The organism is Nocardia sp. PLKS1-43 (genome assembly GCF_059510335.1).
Map to the genome: position 1 here is coordinate 423,361 of NZ_JCAJZQ010000001.1, position 16,874 is coordinate 440,234.

Annotated in this window: 15 protein-coding genes; 12 read left to right on the forward strand and 3 right to left on the reverse strand. The window is 66.4% G+C overall.

Going from position 1 to position 16,874, the window contains the following annotated elements:
* Window positions 1–170: 170 nt before the first annotated feature.
* From AC5WS7_RS02020 to AC5WS7_RS02050, 7 genes are all read left to right on the forward strand, one after another.
* On the forward strand, window positions 171–902 hold the full coding sequence (locus AC5WS7_RS02020; protein WP_495952596.1) for a DUF3558 family protein: 732 nt from the start codon (window positions 171–173) through the stop codon (window positions 900–902).
* Between the two features lie 26 nt (window positions 903–928).
* The gene (locus tag AC5WS7_RS02025) at window positions 929–1,300 is read left to right on the forward strand and encodes a hypothetical protein (protein WP_495952597.1); all 372 of its coding nucleotides are present in this window, start codon (window positions 929–931) and stop codon (window positions 1,298–1,300) included.
* On the forward strand, window positions 1,297–2,781 hold the full coding sequence (locus AC5WS7_RS02030) for a hypothetical protein (protein WP_495952598.1): 1,485 nt from the start codon (window positions 1,297–1,299) through the stop codon (window positions 2,779–2,781). The genes AC5WS7_RS02025 and AC5WS7_RS02030 overlap by 4 nt, the downstream gene beginning before the upstream one ends.
* Window positions 2,778–3,536: an ESX secretion-associated protein EspG gene (locus AC5WS7_RS02035; protein WP_495952599.1), complete on the forward strand. Its 759-nt coding sequence runs from the start codon at window positions 2,778–2,780 to the stop codon at window positions 3,534–3,536. The genes AC5WS7_RS02030 and AC5WS7_RS02035 overlap by 4 nt, the downstream gene beginning before the upstream one ends.
* 525 nt (window positions 3,537–4,061) lie before the next feature.
* Entirely contained in the window at window positions 4,062–4,364 is a 303-nt protein-coding gene (locus AC5WS7_RS02040) for a DUF6317 family protein (protein ID WP_495952600.1), read from the forward strand.
* 21 nt (window positions 4,365–4,385) lie between these two features.
* Window positions 4,386–5,705 carry a WXG100 family type VII secretion target gene (locus AC5WS7_RS02045; RefSeq protein ID WP_495952601.1) on the forward strand — a complete coding sequence of 440 codons (1,320 nt, stop codon included), beginning with the start codon at window positions 4,386–4,388 and terminating at the stop codon, window positions 5,703–5,705.
* Window positions 5,705–6,247 carry a hypothetical protein gene (locus tag AC5WS7_RS02050; protein WP_495952602.1) on the forward strand — a complete coding sequence of 181 codons (543 nt, stop codon included), beginning with the start codon at window positions 5,705–5,707 and terminating at the stop codon, window positions 6,245–6,247. Before AC5WS7_RS02045 ends, AC5WS7_RS02050 begins: the two co-directional genes overlap by 1 nt.
* Before the next feature lie 55 nt (window positions 6,248–6,302).
* On the opposite strand, the gene AC5WS7_RS02055 is transcribed toward AC5WS7_RS02050, so the two are convergent.
* Window positions 6,303–8,759, reverse strand: coding sequence for an FHA domain-containing protein (locus AC5WS7_RS02055; RefSeq protein ID WP_495952603.1), 2,457 nt, complete (start codon window positions 8,757–8,759; stop codon window positions 6,303–6,305).
* 436 nt (window positions 8,760–9,195) lie between these two features.
* Here AC5WS7_RS02055 and AC5WS7_RS02060 point away from each other — a divergent pair, with 436 nt between their 5' ends.
* A complete protein-coding gene (locus tag AC5WS7_RS02060) occupies window positions 9,196–10,719 on the forward strand; it encodes an amidase (RefSeq protein WP_495952604.1) in 1,524 nt (507 codons plus the stop codon).
* Between the two features lie 12 nt (window positions 10,720–10,731).
* Here AC5WS7_RS02060 and AC5WS7_RS02065 read toward each other — a convergent pair whose 3' ends face one another.
* Together AC5WS7_RS02065 and AC5WS7_RS02070 are read right to left on the reverse strand one after the other, a co-directional pair.
* Complete coding sequence (locus AC5WS7_RS02065; RefSeq protein ID WP_495952605.1) at window positions 10,732–12,273, reverse strand: DUF4139 domain-containing protein; 1,542 nt, start codon at window positions 12,271–12,273, stop codon at window positions 10,732–10,734.
* Window positions 12,274–12,282: 9 nt separating this feature from the next.
* Entirely contained in the window at window positions 12,283–12,897 is a 615-nt protein-coding gene (locus tag AC5WS7_RS02070; protein WP_495952606.1) for a TetR/AcrR family transcriptional regulator, read from the reverse strand.
* A 122-nt stretch (window positions 12,898–13,019) separates the two neighbouring features.
* On the opposite strand from AC5WS7_RS02070, the gene AC5WS7_RS02075 reads away from it, so the two are divergent.
* From AC5WS7_RS02075 to AC5WS7_RS02090, 4 genes are all read left to right on the forward strand, one after another.
* A complete protein-coding gene (locus AC5WS7_RS02075) occupies window positions 13,020–13,763 on the forward strand; it encodes an SDR family oxidoreductase (protein WP_495952607.1) in 744 nt (247 codons plus the stop codon).
* Between the two features lie 32 nt (window positions 13,764–13,795).
* Entirely contained in the window at window positions 13,796–14,290 is a 495-nt protein-coding gene (locus AC5WS7_RS02080; RefSeq protein WP_495952608.1) for a MarR family winged helix-turn-helix transcriptional regulator, read from the forward strand.
* 78 nt (window positions 14,291–14,368) lie between these two features.
* Window positions 14,369–15,211 carry a p-hydroxycinnamoyl CoA hydratase/lyase gene (locus AC5WS7_RS02085; protein ID WP_495952609.1) on the forward strand — a complete coding sequence of 281 codons (843 nt, stop codon included), beginning with the start codon at window positions 14,369–14,371 and terminating at the stop codon, window positions 15,209–15,211.
* Between the two features lie 44 nt (window positions 15,212–15,255).
* A complete protein-coding gene (locus tag AC5WS7_RS02090) occupies window positions 15,256–16,746 on the forward strand; it encodes an acyl-CoA synthetase (RefSeq protein WP_495952610.1) in 1,491 nt (496 codons plus the stop codon).
* The last annotated feature ends 128 nt before the right edge of the window (window positions 16,747–16,874 follow it).

Sequence of the window (16,874 nt, forward strand, 5' to 3'; positions counted from 1 at the left end):
CTGTACTGGGACAGTAGGAGGTTCCTGCTTTATGGGGGCGTTCCAATCGGCATACGCTGGATTGCAGCCCCTACTTTGGAACGGTAGGGTCGAGCGCGAGTTACACGGGGGAGGGGAGCCGGACCACCCCGGGAGCGGGACGCCCAAGCGCCGGTGGTGGAAGGGACGAGATGAGCAGCTGGGGGAAGACGATCCGAGGCTCTGTCGCGGCGGGCGCGGTGCGGGTGGTTTCGGGTGGCTCGTCGGCCGGGACCGGGTCGGATGTGCCTGCGGCGCAGGGCTCGTGCGCGCGGGCGGGTTCGCGGCGGTCTCGGGCGTTGCGGTCTGTTCGGGTTGTCGGGGCGGTGTTCGCTGTGGGGGCGGTGGTCGGGGCGACCGGGTGTTCCGGGGGGTCGCATTCCGGTACGGCTGTCAGTAGCGGTACTGCCGCTGCTTCGACGAGCGCGGCCTCTGCCGCGTCGACACCGGCGTCCAATACGGGTTGGAATCCGTGTTCGATACCGGATGCGGACATCGCGGCGGCTGGACTGAACCCGGCGAAGAAACAAACCGATTCCGGATCCCTCGGTACTAAATTTCCTGGCTGGGATATATGTAGCTGGATGAGCGACAGTTGGTATCTGCTGAATGTGCTCTCCACCAATGCACACACTTTCGATGAAATAATTCAAAATACGACGCAGTTTCAGAATCCGCAGCCAGTGAAAGTGGGGGGGCGTGATGCCACACTGTTGCATCAGGTGGACGAGCCACGAGGCTGCACAATTGCTTTCAACATCCCCGGTGACCCCGTCCAGATCGAGGTGAATCCAAAGCTCAGCGCCGATACGATCGGCGACTCTTGCGCTGAGGTCGAGCGTATCGGTGGCGTGTTGGTGAAGGACCTTCCCAACGGGAAGTAGGCGCAGATAAGAGCGGGGAACTGATCATGTCGGAACTGGATACCTGGAAACAGCTTGCCGAGGATGTCTCACAGGGCAATCTGACGTTGAAAATACACCGCGAGGCGTTGGATACAGCTGCAAAGCATCTCCAAGACTACATCGATCACATCGACGGCTTCAGTAACAATATCGACCTCGTCGCCAAGGTCTCCGGTTTCGGTGGTTTCCAGATTGGTGTTGATCTGGCGAAGAAGTTTACCGAGAAAGGCGGCGGCGACGAGTCGATCAAGCAACGGCTGAAGGAACTGCAAGACGAGGCCAAGGCCATCCAGGACACCCTCCGCAAAGCCGCCAAGGCCTACGCCGAAACCGATCAGCAGTTCGCGGACGTGTTGAAAGCGAGCACCCCGTCGTGACTCCTCAGCAACCGGCGAATTATCTGGATCAAGGCAGTGGCGCGTATCTGCGAGCGCAGTTGCAGTCGATGCAGAGCAACGGGATCTACGCGCACATGGTGTCAGCGGACCAGACGCAGGTGTGGGACGCCGATCAGCTGGCATTGCAGCGTAAGATCAATGACCTTGCCAAGGAGTCGAATTCGGGTGTCGATCCCGAAAGCCTTACCGGTGCGGATGAATTCGAACATCTGACGCTGGAACAGATCCGCGATCTCACCGATCAGATCAAACCAACTGTGGTGCAGGCGGTTTCGGAGGCGTGGACGAAGATCGGTCAAAGTCTGGGCGAGGCCACCAAGACTCTCGGTGACGGTCTGAAGGCGACGATCGCCGAGAACTGGCAGGGCCAGGCCGCCGGGCGGGCATCCCAGGCGATAGCGCACTTCGTCGACACCTCCACGAACGTGGGTACGGCCGCGTCGATGGTCGGGATGAAAGTCGCGTTCGCACAACGCGGTAGCGATGAAACCTCGCGGCTGTTGGGACCGGTGCTCGCGGCGGCGGTGCCGACCGCCCCGGCCGTCCAGATTCCCGGAACCTCAGCGGTGCGGACGCCGATTCCGGGTTCGCTGGCCGCGTTGGTCCCGACCATGGCCGGAGTGCAGTCCGCCGAGTCGCAGAAGGAAGAGGCGCGGCAGGCATCCCTCCAGGTGCTGCGCAACGTGTACGCGCCCGCCATGCACGGCGGTGATCAGGGAGTGCCGGTGCTGCCGTCGGTGCAGCAGTCCACGAACCCGACCGGACCGCTCGCCCCGACCTCGATCGCACCCGGCTCGGCGACACCGTCCACGGCGACCGCGCCGAGCGCGACGACACAGCATTCCGACACGACCACGGACCAGCAGCAGCCCAACCCGGCCGACAACACCCAACCGACCTCCACCGATCCCGCCCAGAACTCCGGCAGTCAGGCGACCACGCCCGCCGGCACCGCGGGGGCCGCGGATTCCGCTGCTTCCGCGTCGTCGATCAATCCGAATTCCACCACGACGGCGGGGCTGGGCGGTGGCGCGGGAAGCGGTGGGGGACTGTCGTATTCGGGTTCGGGGGCCGGGGGCGGGCTGGGTGGATCCGACAGCGAAAGCTCGCGTCCGAATGGTCCCGGGTCGAGCGTGCCCGGTAAGTCCGCCTCGGCCACGTCGGCCGGCGCGGCGGTCGGCGCGAGCCGGGCCGGCACGACGAATTCGTCGGGTATGTCGCCGGGAATGCTGGGGCAGGGCAAGGGCGGCAACTCCGAGGACGACAAGGAGCGCAAGTCGTCCGACCTGCTGCGCGGTCAGCACCTCGATGAGTGGATCGGGGACGGACAGCAGGTGCTTCCCGCCTTCGGCGCCATCGGCGCGCAGGCGCCGTCGGCCCAGTCGCCGGAAGATGAGCCAGCACATCGGAGACCGCCTGGGCCGCCGCCGTCGGGCAGGGTTCAGGGAGAGTACCGGTGATCCACTGGCAGTTGACCAGCCGGCAATACGAGGCCGCGTTCTTCGCCATGCGACGCGACCGTCTGCCCTACCCGACCTGGAATGCGCTGTGCGCGCAGGACGAGGCCGACCTCGCTCGTCAGCGCCGCGAGGCGATCGACACCCTGCTGCCCCGCGTGGACGACGACCTGGCGCGACTGTTCCACACCCTGGCCGAACCGCGGATTCGTGTCCACATGCACGGTCGCGTCGGCGGTGACACGTACAACCCGCACACGCAACTTCGCGGGTACGCCGGGTTCGGGGATTCGCTTGCGGCAGTGGCGATTCAGGAGCCCGACCCGGAGCCCGGGCGCAGCGGTGACGTCACCGTCAGCCTGTGCAGCCACCGGCAAGCGCAACTGCTTCTCGCTCGCGTGCTGCCCTCGGACCAGCCCGGCCGCCACCGGCTCGCCGTGCTCAAATCCGACCTCGACATCGAACCCGACTGGAACGGCGGCTGGAACCGCCCACCGACCCCCGGCGAACGCGTCGAACGCTTCTTCTCCCGCCCCCGCGCCGGCTGGGGCGAATTGCTCTGCTACCCAGGCCCTTTCCTCGACAACCGAACCGACGGAGTCCAGGGCTTCCTCTGGATGGACTTCCACCGCGACGGCCGCTACTACGTCCGCGAAGACGCCCACGGCTACACCGCAACTCCCATGACCAACGACGACTTCGCCAACCACATCGCCAGCACCGTCTGGCGAGTCGGTGAACTCCAATCCAGCCGGTGAGGGGCAATCTGGCGGCGTGACTATCCGATTGCCACGCCGACCGCCGATCCAACGAATGAATGAGGGGGGACGAATGCCCAGAGACATTTACAACCTTTACGACGACTGTGACGATTACGACGACGAGGGGGGTCCTCCACGGTCATGGCTGGATGACTCGGTCAGCTCCACGTCTTGGTCTGCCGCACCCTCGGCGCCGCCGGTGCAGGATGGGGCACCCACCCGGCTCGGTGTGGAACTGCCGCCAGTGGTTGTTATCCCAGCCAGGCCACGGCCAAATGGTAATAGTATCCAGGTCGAACTCAGTGCCGAGGTTGATGGCAGTCCCGTGGCGATTGTGTTCTCAACCGTCGGGTTGCTGATAGAACGTCTCGGTCGGCATCAACCGTGGATGATGGTTCCAGCGGGTGGTTTACCGAGCTTGCTCGGCACAGCTGCTATCGCGATCGTGCTCGATCCATCGGAGACGGTGTGCAGGCCACAGTGGACAGCGGAACGGCTACAGGCGTTGGAGGTTTATCGGTCATGAGCGACTTCAGCGTCGTACTCGGTGATCTCACATCGATGGCAAAGACCTTCGATGACGAGTCGAATACGTATCAGGCAATGCTCCCGAAGTTTATGTCGACCGCGCCCGTGGATTCCGGTGACGGCACATTGAACGAAGCCATGAAGAGTGCGGTCGACCTCTTGGAGCTGCTGCATCATCAGATGGTTCGCACGATTCAGACACATGCACAGAAGCTGGCGTACGCGCGAGACTCGTACGAGCATCACGATGCGACAGACCGGCAGCTGTTCGACAAGCTTACGAAGGAGTTGAGTTGAGTGGTCGGAGGGGAGTAACGGATGAGCTGGATCGGCGGAGATCTTGCTGGATTGCAGGGCATGGGCACTTTGATGAAGGGTGCACCAGGCCTCACTGAAGATGTGGTGAAAGCGCTGGGCTCCCAAACGGACAAGATCGTCGGAGACGTGGGGTGGAGTGGAAACGCCGCCGATATGTTCCGCAAAGCCTGGACGGCTACGTCGGTCCAGATGAGTGCCTTGGCTACCGTGACCGGAAACATCGGCCAGACGATAGGAACCCTGGGCGACAAGCTGCAGCAAATCGAAGGCGACCTGTACAACGCCGCGCACGAGGCAAAAAGCAAAGGCGCACAGATCGGCGACGATGGCAAGCCCCTGTCCCTGGTTATCACTGGGAATCCGGATTCTCAGGAAGCCAAGCAAGCCCGCGAAGCTCAACAGAACTATACGGACATATACAACTCGGCTATCCAGATCGCTCAGGGATTTCGCCTGCAGGCTGCCAAATCCATTACGGATACACTAAAAGCCATCCAGCCGACCAAGGGTGAACTTTCAGGAAAAGACAACAGCGACTACGAGAACTGGACGACGAGCGCCGACTATCTACGCGGACTGTATGTCGTCCCGAACGAAAAGAACTCTGCCTGGGCTAAAAAGCTTCCGGACGAGCTGAAAACTACCTCCGCCAGTGTCGATAAAGCGTCAGATGACCTGCGAGCGGCATTTGACAAGTACTATGCCAGCAATAAAACTATGCCGATCGACGATCCGGCGCGGACTAATTTTCTCAGCGCCTTCGGTGACTTCCGTCAGCAGCAGAATGCCCTCGCCGACGCCGAAGCCGGTAAGGGGGAGAAACCTCTGTCAAAGGCATTGAACGTCAAAATTGGTGATGTCGGCAAGCTTTTTCCCGGCCTGGGCGCAGACGCGCCTGAGGGGTTGAAGTTCCTGAAAGATATTCCAGTGGTGGATATTGCGGCATCGGGAGCTGTTGCCGAATTGCAGGCGCAGGATGACATTCAGAAGGGTTGGAGCGCGACTACAGCGCGTGCCCTGGACTATACGGCTGCTGGCGCCGGCCTGGTCGCTGGTGCAGGTGTGGGTGCGGTAGCGTCGACCGTGGGTGCTCCGGTGACGGCGACTGTTGTTGGTGCCGGCATCGTTGTCGTCGGCGTCGGTGATGCCGTTTACGAGGGATTTCACGAAGACTGGGACGAGGATATCGACGACCGCGGATGGGTCGGTGGTGTGACACATGGCCTCGGCCACACTTTCTCCAATACCGGGGGCGACATCGTCGGCATGGGTAAGAGTGTCGCCGATGCGGCAACGAGTCTGTGGCACAAGGTGTTCTGATGCCTAACCACTCTGCCGAAGATGTCGGTCCGACGATCCCGAAGATTCCGGCGTTCGGCACCTCGTGGTTCGATCGCGGTACTCGCTATTGGGTCAGGCGGGTGTTCTTGGCGCTCTTCTGGGGTCTACTGCTGGTCGGCGCTGTCGCTTTTGCGCTGGCATTTGCGATCGGCGTGTCCAGCGGGATGAGCCGCCAAGGGAACATAATTTTCTGGATCGTCGTAGCGGTCGTCATTATCGGTGGCCACATCATCGGGTTCAGAAATATCCGGCGCACCCGAGAGCGGCAGCGTTCCGCCGCGCTGGGTGGGGTTACCGGCGTGGGGATCGGCGCGTCCGCCCTCGGCGGGTCGACTGTAGCCGCGGGGTTGCTCGGGATCGGTTCGATTATCGGGCTCGGTTGGTTCACCGCGCTCTTCTTCTACTCGTTGACGCGGTACGCGAGCCCGTTCGAGGTTCGAGCGGTCGAAGATATGCGGCGTTGGTTTCAGGCGCGTCCCGATATTCCCGACGAGGCACGGCCCAAGCAGTTCAGGCGGTAGAGCGAAATCGGGCGAGGTGGTCGGTTCGAATCCCGTTGCGGGAGTGGGTATTTCGTCAAATTCTGGCGGGGCGCGCGCCGCGCCGGCGTGGGCGCATCTGGTACAGGCGGTACCAGGCCAGGGACAGGAAGATCACCGCGAGAAGGATGACGAATCCGATGTCCATCAGCCAGGTGCCGAGGCTGTGGTTCCACAACGGGTCGGCTGCGCCCTTGTGGGGGGTGAGGGTGTCGAGGTCGATCGTGGCGGCGCCCGCGCCGAAACCCCAGCGGGACGGCGACAGATAGGCCAGCTGTTCCAGGACCGGGGTGCCGGGCAGGCGCACCATCCCGCCGGTGAGCACCAGTTGCGCCATCGACAGGACGATCAGCAGCGGCAGCGTCTTCTCCGAGGTGCTGACGGACACCGATACGAGCAGGCCCAGCGCCAGCGACGCGATGCCCAGCACCGCCATCGCCAGAATCAGTTCCAGATCGACCGGCAGGAATATCCCTGTCGGCGGCATCTTCTGACCGATGGTGCCGATCAAGTACAACACCACCGTCTGCAGGATCGTGATCACGCCCAGCACAAGGAGTTTCGACATCAGGTAGACCCCCGCCGACAGTCCCGCCGCGCGTTCTCTGCGATAGATGGTCTGCTCTTTGACGATCTCGCGTATCGAGTTGCCGGTACCGATGAAGCACGCGCCGAACGCCAGGATCATCAGCTTGGTCGGTGCGTCGGTATTGCTGCCCGGGGCGCCGGCGAAACCCGCCCCGCCCGGCACGGCGGCGATCAGGCCACCGAGCAGCAGCGGCATCACACCCAGCAGCACCAGATAGCTTCGGTCCGAGGCGATGACCGCCAGATAGCGTCGGCACAGTGTGCTGAGCTGGCTGAACTTGGACTGCGACGGGGGCGGCGGCGCCGGCGGCGACTGCACCTCGGCCGGACCGGCACCGTCGGTGAGCCCGCCCGCCACGTAGTGCCCGAAGCGCGGCGTATCCCGGAACTCTCCGGCCCAGTCGCGATTCTCCTCGAGGTCGAACGCCTGGAACACCTCTGCCCAGGACGGCTGCCCGAACTGCTGCAAACCCTCCGCGGGCGGTCCGTAGTAGGCCAGCTTGCCGCCGGGCACCAGGACCAGCAGACGGTCACAGGAATCGAGATTCGCGACGCTGTGCGTGACGACGATGACCGTCCGCCCGTCGTGCGCCAGCTCGGACAGCATCTCCATGACCGTCTTGTCCAGGCCCGGATCGAGGCCGGAGGTCGGCTCGTCGAGGAACAGCAGCGACGGTTTGGTCAGCAACTCCAGTGCGACGCTCACGCGTTTGCGCTGACCGCCCGAGAGCCGTTCGATGCGGGTGTCCGCGTGCCGCGTCAGGCCGAGTTCCTCGAGGACCTCGTCGACCCGCTGCTCCCGCTCCTCGGCGCGGGTGTCACCGGGGAACCGCAGTTCCGCCGCGTAGAGCAGGGCACGTCGCGTCGGCAGCTGGTTGTGCAGGATGTCCTCCTGGGGAACCAGCCCGATCCGGTGCCTGAGCTCGTCGTAATCGGTGTAGAGGTCGCGGCCGTCGTAGCGGACCGTCCCCTCGGTGGCGGGCCGCAAACCGGTGACCGCGCCGAGCAACGTCGATTTGCCCGCGCCACTGGGCCCGATGACGCCGACGAGCGAACGCTGCGGAATGGGGAAGCTCACCTGGTCGAGCAGCACCTTGCCCTCCGGTGTGCGCACGATGAGGTTCTGCACCGAGACCGAGACGTCGCCGGTGTCGACCGACTCGCGCAGTTCGTCGCCGACCAGCCGGTAGGTGGTGTGTCCCATGCCGATCGCGTCGGATTCGGACAGATCCGCGATGTCGACGCGGGAGCCGTTGACGTAGGTGCCGTTGTGGCTGTCGAGGTCGACGACCCGGTACTTGCCCTCGCCGATCTGGCGCACCTCGGCGTGATGGCGCGAGACCATCAGATCGGGCACGACGATGTCGTTGTCGGCGGCGCGGCCGACCCGCAGCGTGCCCGTTATCCGGACGACCGCGCCCGGGTGGGCGGCCGGAGCCGAGGATCGCGAAATCCGGCGCTCGGACGGAAGCAACGTGAACGTCGCCTCGTCGTCGAGGTCGTAGCCGGGGTCCGGGACGATCATGGTGGCTTCGCCGATATCGCCCCCGGCATCGGGGACGGGGCGCGTTTGCGGCGCTTCCACCGAACAGGCCAGTTTCTCGCCGTCCACGGCGTGGCCGAGCTGGAACGTCTCGTCGTGGTCGATGAGCATCCGCTCGACCCGGTGCCCGTCGAAGAAGGTGCCGTTGAGACTGCGCGCGTCCTCGATCTCCCAACCGTCCGAGCCCCGTTCCAGGACGGCATGCAGAGAAGACACGCGCGGATCGTTCAGAACTATATCGGCCGACGGACCGCGGCCGACGTTATATGCGCCTCCGGCTTTGAGACGATAGACGCGTTCTCTCGTCTGCACCACAAGTACCGGTGACTCGGCGAATTCGGTGGAAGACTGATTATCCGCCATAGCTGGAGTATACGACCGTTCGGGCGGACCGGCGGGGCGAATCCTATGCTTCGACGATCAACTCGGTTGGTCGAGGGGATGTGGCTTGACGTGCTGTTTTGCCTGCTCCCGGCGTTGCGGCGACTGCGGTCGATTAAATCGAGTGACGTTTCGGGGACTTTCACATCTTGCCATCCTTCGTCATTTATGTTCACGTCGACTGTTCGATCGGGGTGATGGTGTCACGGGCTGCCGCGCAATATATTTGTAGGTACTCGAATCGGTTCGTGAACACGAAAATTCCCGCCCAAGAAAATCGGCATTACGGCTACCCCCGGACACGTCGCAAGCCGCGGCCAGGCCGCCACGGCGACGCGTCCGGACGCGGCGTCGGCGAAGCGCATGCGGACTATCGTCGACATCTTCGGGACGAAACCCCGCTGGTGAGGAGATGGCGATGCGGTACGAGGAATACCGGGCTCACGATGCGGTCGGGCTCGCCGAGCTGGTCGCTCGTGGCGAGGTGAGTGCGGCCGAATTGCTCGAGCTGGCATTGGATCGCTGCGCACAGGTCGATCCGGCGATCAACGCGATCAGTCTGCTGATGCAGGAGAACGGCCGGCGGCTGGCCGCGCAGGAGCTCTCGGGGCCGTTCGCCGGGGTGCCGTTCCTGATCAAGGACCTGGCACAGGATTACGCCGGGTATCCGACCTCCGCGGGCACCGGGCCGCTACGGTCGGTGCCCGCTCGCGAGCACAGCCTCGTGGTGCGGCGCTGGCTGGACGCGGGCCTGGTGATCTTCGGCAAGACCACCACGCCGGAATTCGGCAGCAAGGGCATCACCGAGACCAGGACATTCGGCGCGACCCGCAATCCGTGGGATACCGAACGCACGCCGGGCGGATCATCGGGCGGGTCGGCCGCGGCGGTCGCCGCGGGCATCGTGCCGGTGGCGGGCGCCAGCGATGGCGGCGGTTCGATTCGCATTCCCGCGGCCTGCACCGGGCTGTTCGGGCTCAAACCCGGGCGCGGGTTGATTCCCGGCGGCCCGGTGTCCGGCGATCCGCTGTTCGGGGCCGTCAGCGAGGGCGTGCTGTCCCGCAGCGTCCGGGATACCGCGGCCATGTTCGACGTACTCACTCCGCCCGATCCCGGTGCGTCCTACCTCGTTCCGCGGTCCGAACGCCCGTACCTCGATGCGGTCACCGATCCCGTGCGCCGCCTGCGGATCGGATTCACGCACGCGTCCCCGCAGGGCACAGCGGTCGATCCCGAGGCGGTCCGCGCGGTCGAGCAGGCCGCGGCGTTGCTGGAGTCGTCGGGGCACATCGTGGAACCCGCCGCACCGGATATCGACGGACAACGTCTGGGCATGGACTTCATGACCGTCTGGACCGCCTGGTGCGCCGCGGAACTCGTCGAGGCGTGTCGCGAGACAGGCGCTTCGACAACAGCTTTCGACATCGACACACAGATGCTCGCGGCGGCCGGCCGGGCGGTGCCGTCCCCGGAACTGCTGCTCGCGCACGTGCGCTGGACCGAATACACCCGTGCCCTGGGCGATTTCCACGAGACCTACGACCTGTTGCTCACCCCCACCGTGGCCGGGCCACCGTTGCGCATCGGTCAGAACCGCACGCCCGCGATCGCCGATACGGTGGTGCCGCCCTTGCTTCGCCTGGGTGCGGGGCGGATCCTGTCCCGCACCGGGGCCTACCGCGATACGGTCGCCGCCAATCTGTCGGCCGTCCCGTTCACCCAGCTGGCGAACGTCACCGGCCGCCCCGCGATGAGCGTGCCGACCCACTGGACCGCGGACGGCCTGCCACTGGGCACGCAATTCGTGGGCCGCCCCGGCAGTGAGTACCTGCTCCTGCAACTCGCCGCCGAAATCGAAACGGCCCAGCCGTGGTTCGACCGCGTCCCGCCCGAATCCGGCCTCGCCGTGCCTTCGGTGGCGGCGGGCCGGACGCGGTGGTGAGGTGCGCCCGGACTATTCGCGCCAGCCCCGGAGTTCGACGCCCTTGGCGGTATCGACCCGGAAGCCCAGTGAGATCTCCGCTGTCGCTTCGGGTTCCAGCGGTAGCCGCCAGGCCAGCTCGCCCAGGTCGGTGCGGTGCTGCGGATCGGGGCGGCAGCTGATGTCCCGGACCACGATGCCCTCGTCGCGCGAGACGGGGATCCGGTCCAGGACGGTCACGGTGGTGGCGCGGCGGCCGAAGTTGCCCACGGTGATGCGGTAGCGGACCTCGCGCCGGGTCGCGCTGCCGATCACCGCCTTTCCGGCGGTGCGGCGCACCAGCTCGCGTTCGGCCCGGATCCGTTCGTCCACACCGAGGTTCAATTCGATCTCCTCGCCGGGGGCCCAGATGTCCAGGGTCGTGGTGCCGACGAACTCCGCGTCGTGGAACACCGAGGCCCGGCCCGGCCGCAGCGTGTGCTCGGAGGTGTTGACCGCGGTGGCCCGCAGATACACCTCCTGGCCCTGCGCCGGTGCGGTGATGTGATCGAGGGTGGCGTCCAGGTCCAGCGTGGCCACTGTGGTGCGATGCGCGGTCGCATCGCTCGGGACGGTGATCCGTTGGCGCGGACGGTAAGTAGTCGCCGCCGCACCGTGTTCGATTGCGGGCGAGGCCGAGTCGGCCATCGATGCGTGTAAAGCCTTGGCGCGGGGCATCATTCCCGGTTCGGGTGGAGCGCCGTACGCCGCCACCGGTTGGGGCGGTCGCACGCGGTCGAGGTACCACGGCTCCGGTTCGGGCAGTCGCGCCGAGATCGCCGGGCGGGCGGTGGACAGGGCGAGTTCGCACGCGGGCCAGTCCTCGCCGGTGTTCTGGGTGATCTCCGCGGACCAGCCGAGCGTGAGTCGTTCCTCGCGCAACCGGATGTCGTAGCTCGAGCTCCAGCGCGCGTCGTCGACCACGTAGGACAGTTCGAGTTCCAGCTCCCCGGCCTCGTGCACATCGAGGGTGACCGCGACCTGCCGGCGATCCGGGGTGCGCTGCTGATGGTGTTCGGCGAGATCGCGTTCCACCGCACGCAACTCCTCCTCCCGGCGTTCGTGCTGCCGGTGCAGCTCGCGCTGCCGGCCGAGCGTCGCGCCGAGCTGCTGTGCGAGTGAATCACTCAGTGCCGCAACCCGATCCGGATCGAGCTCGCCCGCCGCGAGCGCCTTGGCGAATGTGCCGCCGCAGCGGCGGCGCAGGCCGGTGAGCAGTTCGGTCCGGCTGTCCTCGACGGTGCGGGCGTCGGCCAGTTCCGCGAGCCCGGACCGGAGCTGCTCGGCGCGCTGTTCGAGTTCCCGCACAACGGCATCGGGCGAGCGCGGATTGCGCCGCGTCGCCACATCGACGCCGAGGACCGCGGCCGCGCCTCGCCCGCTCACCCGTACCGAATCCGGCACCAGTCCCAGCGGCAGCCCGCCGACCTCCACCACCTGCTCGCCGGTCTCCACGATGACGGTCGTGCGCCGGGTGATCCGCGCCTGTCCGGGATAGACGGTCACCGCCACGATCGGGGCGTCCACCATGCTCATCCCGCGAGGCTACCGTGACCGGCGATCCGGGCACGCGATGCCGGGAAACAGGTTGGCGATCAACGCATCGGCGAAATCGGTGGTCAGGGGTTCGGCGGGGAGTAGCAGGCGGTGGTAGCACGCGCCCCAGAGCTGGTCGACGACGGTCTCGAGGTCGGTGTCCGCACGGATCTGGCCCGCTTCGCGTGCGGCGGTGAGGCGCTGCACGGCCAGGTCGCGGCGGGGGCGGGTGTACTGCTCGGACAGGGCCGACGCCAGGCCCGGATCGCTCTGCGCCGCGCCGATGATCTCGGCGACGACCGAGCCGTTGCGGCGCAGCAGGCCGATGAAGGCGTGCAACTGGGTGGTCAGGTCGCGTCGGATGTCGCCGGTGTCGGGGAAGGCCAGGGTGTCCTGGACGGCGTCGAAATACGCCTCGAACGCCAGCGCGCCCGGTGAGGGCCACCATTTGTAGAGGGTCACCTTGCTGGCTCCGGCGCGGGCGGCGACCTTGTCGAAAGTGACGCTCCGAATGCCTTGGGAGAACAGCAGTTCCGAGGCCGCGGCCAGAGTCGCGCGGCGTACGTCCCGCGCGGGGCGGCGGCCGCGGCCCGGGGGCAGTCGCGGTGGATCCTGTCGTGTCATGGGTTCTCCGACTTCACTCTCCCCGCGTGTCCGGCGGGCGTATCCGACGCACCGAAGTATATGGACAGATTGTTCATATTGCACTAATGTACAAGTTGTTCACATATTCGAGGGAGATGGATATGACCACAGGGCAGGCACCGGCACGGGTCGCGATCGTGACCGGCGGGTCGGGTGGAATCGGCGGTGCGGTCGCGCGGCGGCTGGCGGCGGACGGAACGACGGTCGTGGTGCACTACGCCGGCAGTGCCGCCCGCGCGCGGGAGGTCGTCGAATCGATCACCGCGGCAGGGGGTGTCGCGATCGCGCTGGCCGGCGACGTCGCCGATGCCGGGGAGATGGAGCGGCTGTTCGATACGGTCCAGCAGCGGTTCGGCGGGGTGGACGTGGTGGTCAATACCGCCGGAATCATGCTGCTCGCACCGGTGGCCGAGATGGATCTGGACGCGTTCGACCGGATGCACCGGGTCAACGTGCGCGGCGCCTTCGTGGTCTCCCAGCTGGCGGCGCGCAGGCTGCGGTCCGGCGGTGCGCTGATCAATTTCTCCACCTCGATCACGCGGCTGCAACCACCTGCCTACGCCGCCTATGCGGCGACCAAGGGGGCGGTCGAGGCGATGACGCTGATCCTGGCCCGGGAGCTGCGCGGCCGGGACGTCACGGTGAACGCGGTGGCCCCGGGGCCGACCGCGACCCCGCTCTTCCTGGACGGCAAGAGTGAGGAGCAGATCGATCGGCTCGCCGCCGCGCCGCCGCTCGAGCGGCTGGGCACACCCGAGGACATCGCCGAATCCGTGGCCTTCCTCGCCGGGCCCGGACGCTGGGTGAACGGTCAGGTGGTCTTCGCCAACGGCGGCATCGGCTGAGGGCCGCCGGACCCGATGCGAAGATGACCTTCGTGACCGCAGCCGACGACGATCGTGACGCGCCCGCCCCGCCCTCGACGCTGTATCTGATCAAGCAGCTGGAACTGGCGGTACGGGCGGTCATGGATGACGCGCTGCGCCCACTCGGGCTGACCACGCTGCAGTACACGGCGTTGACGGTGCTCGAGCGGCGCGGCGGGCTGTCCTCGGCGCAGCTGGCGCGCCGGGCATTCCTGCGGCCGCAGACGATGCACGTGATGGTCCGGACCCTGGAGGAGCGCGGGCTGATCAGCCGGGACCGGGATCCGGCCAATCGCCGCGTACTGCTCGCGTCGCTGACCGAGCGGGGACGTGAGCTGCTCGATCGGGCCGCACCGCGTATCGAGCAGATCGAATCCGGTCTGCTCGCCCAGATGAGTCCGCGGCGCGGCGCGGAATTGCGTGCCGCGTTGCGACAGGGCGTGGCCGCGCTGACCGCCGAGGCGGCCGCGCGCGGGGTCTCGGCGACCACTCCCGCGGACGAGTAGCCCGGAACTGTTGACGGCGAACGGATTCGACGGCACCATAGGAGCCAAATCATCAGTAATACTGATAATGGAGCGCCGATGACGACAGCCACCGAGCCCTGGGGCGAAACCGTGCACGTGGAGTTCGAGGAGGGGATCGCCTGGGTCACGCTGAACCGCCCGGACAAACGCAACGCGATGAATCCGGCCCTGAACACCGAGATGTGCCGGGTGCTCGATCATCTGGAGGCCGACCCGCGCTGCCGGGTGCTGGTGCTGACCGGTGCGGGCGAATCCTTCTCCGCCGGAATGGATCTGAAGGAGTACTTCCGCGACGTCGAGGCGACCGGGGATCTCGCGCTGCAGTACCGGGTGCGCCGGGAGAGCAACGAATGGCAGTGGAAACGGCTGGCCTACTTCCCCAAGCCGACCATCGCGATGGTGAACGGCTGGTGCTTCGGCGGGGCTTTCACCCCACTGGTGGCCTGTGATCTGGCGATCGCCGACGAAACCGCGAAATTCGGGCTGTCCGAGGTGAACTGGGGCATTCCGCCGGGCAGCGTGGTGACCAAGGCGCTGGCCGCGACGGTGCCGCAGCGCGACGCGCTCTACTACATCATGACCGGCGAGGCCTTCGACGGTGCGCGGGCCGCGCAGATGCGACTGGTCAACGAGGCGGTTCCGGCCGGGCGGCTGCGCGAGCGGACCAGGGAACTGGCCGCGCGCCTGGCCGGGCTCAATCCCGTTGTGCTGCACGCGGCCAAGGTCGGCTACCGGTTCGCCGCGGAGATGAGCTGGTCGCAGGCCGAGGACTATCTGTACGCCAAACTCGACCAGACCCGTGCCCTCGATGCCGACCACGGCCGGGAGAAGGGCCTGTCCCAGTTCCTGGACGACAAGAGCTACCGCCCCGGGCTCGGCGCGTTCGATCCCGCGAAATAAGCACGGCCACAACCGAAACGGCATCGGACGAGTGAGGACTGATCGTGCGGAATCGGGGACTGGGATCGTGGCCCGCCCGGCGGGCCCGGATGACGCCGGATGCGGTCGCGGTGGTGGGCGCGGGCCGGTCGATTACCTTCGCGCAGTTGTACCGCAGGGTGGCCCGGGTCTGTGCGGAACTGCGGTCGGCGGGTGTTCGCGCGGGTGACCGGATCGCGTATCTGGGCCCGAATCATCCGGCCTATCCGGAACTGCTGTTCGCGGCCGGTGCGGTGGGCGCGATCTTCGTCCCGGTGAACTTCCGCAGTGCCGCGGCCGAAATCGACTACGTCCTCGCTGATTGCGGTGCGCGGGTGCTGTTCCACACCGAGGCGTACCGAGATGTCGTGGCGCAGTTGACCGTCGAGATCCGAACGATCACGGTGGCCACCGGCGGAGTGCTCGTGGACGAGGAGCGCAGCGATGCGCTCGTGCCCGACGAACCCGTGGGCCTGGACGATCCCTGCGTGATCATGTACACCTCGGGAACCACCGGAAGGCCCAAGGGTGCGGTGCTCACGCACGGCAACCTGACCTGGAACTGCCTCAACGTCCTGGTCGAGTCGGATATCGCCGCGGACGAGGTGGCATTGGTGTCCGCGCCGCTGTTCCACGCCGCCGCACTGGGCATGCTGTGCCTGCCCGTACTGCTCAAGGGCGGCTGTGTGGTACTGCTCGAGAAGTTCGATCCCGCAGTGGTTTTCGACGCGATCGAACGTCACCGGGTGACCCGGATGTTCGGTGTGCCCGCCATGTACGACGCGCTGGCCGCGCTGGAGGCCTGGGACACCGCGGATCTGTCCAGTATCCGAGTGCTGCTGTGCGGCGGAGCGCCGGTGCCGCACAACACCATTCGGCGTTATCTGGCGCGCGGGCTGACCTTCGTGCAGGGATACGGGATGACCGAGGCGTCACCGGGTGCGCTGCTGCTGGACCCGGCGCACGCGCGGACGAAGGCCGGATCCGCCGGCGTGCCGTCGTTCTTCAGTGATGTGCGGGTGGTCGGCGACGATGGCGCGCCGGTCGAGGCCGGGGAGCGCGGCGAGGTGGTCGTCAGCGGGCCCAATGTCATGTCCGGCTACTGGAACCGCCCCGCCGACACCGCGGAAGTATTGCGGGAGGGCTGGTTTCACTCCGGTGACGTCGCCACCGTCGACGCGGACGGGTACGTCTACATCGTGGACCGGATGAAGGACGTCATCATCTCCGGTGGGGAGAACATCTATCCGGCCGAGGTGGAGAACGTGCTGACCGCGCATCCGGCGGTGGCGGCGTGCGCGGTGATCGGCGTCCCGGACGAGCGCTGGGGCGAGGTCGGCCGGGCCGTCGTCGTTCTCGCGCAGGGGCAGAGCGTGGCTGCGCAGACGCTGCTGACCTTCGCCCGTGAGCGGCTGGCCGGATACAAGGTGCCCCGCTCGGTCCACTTCGTGGACGAACTACCCCGGGGCGGATCCGGCAAGGTGCTGAAGTCGGTGGTGCGCGACCTCTACGGATGATCTCTCACGAACCGGCTCGGCGGATCGATCCCCGCGGATTCGCGTGATCGGGTGATCCTCCGCGCGCCCGAAGCGCTCGGAGTCGCCCGGCACGCGAAACCCGCGCCCGACTCGACCGAACTGTCCGG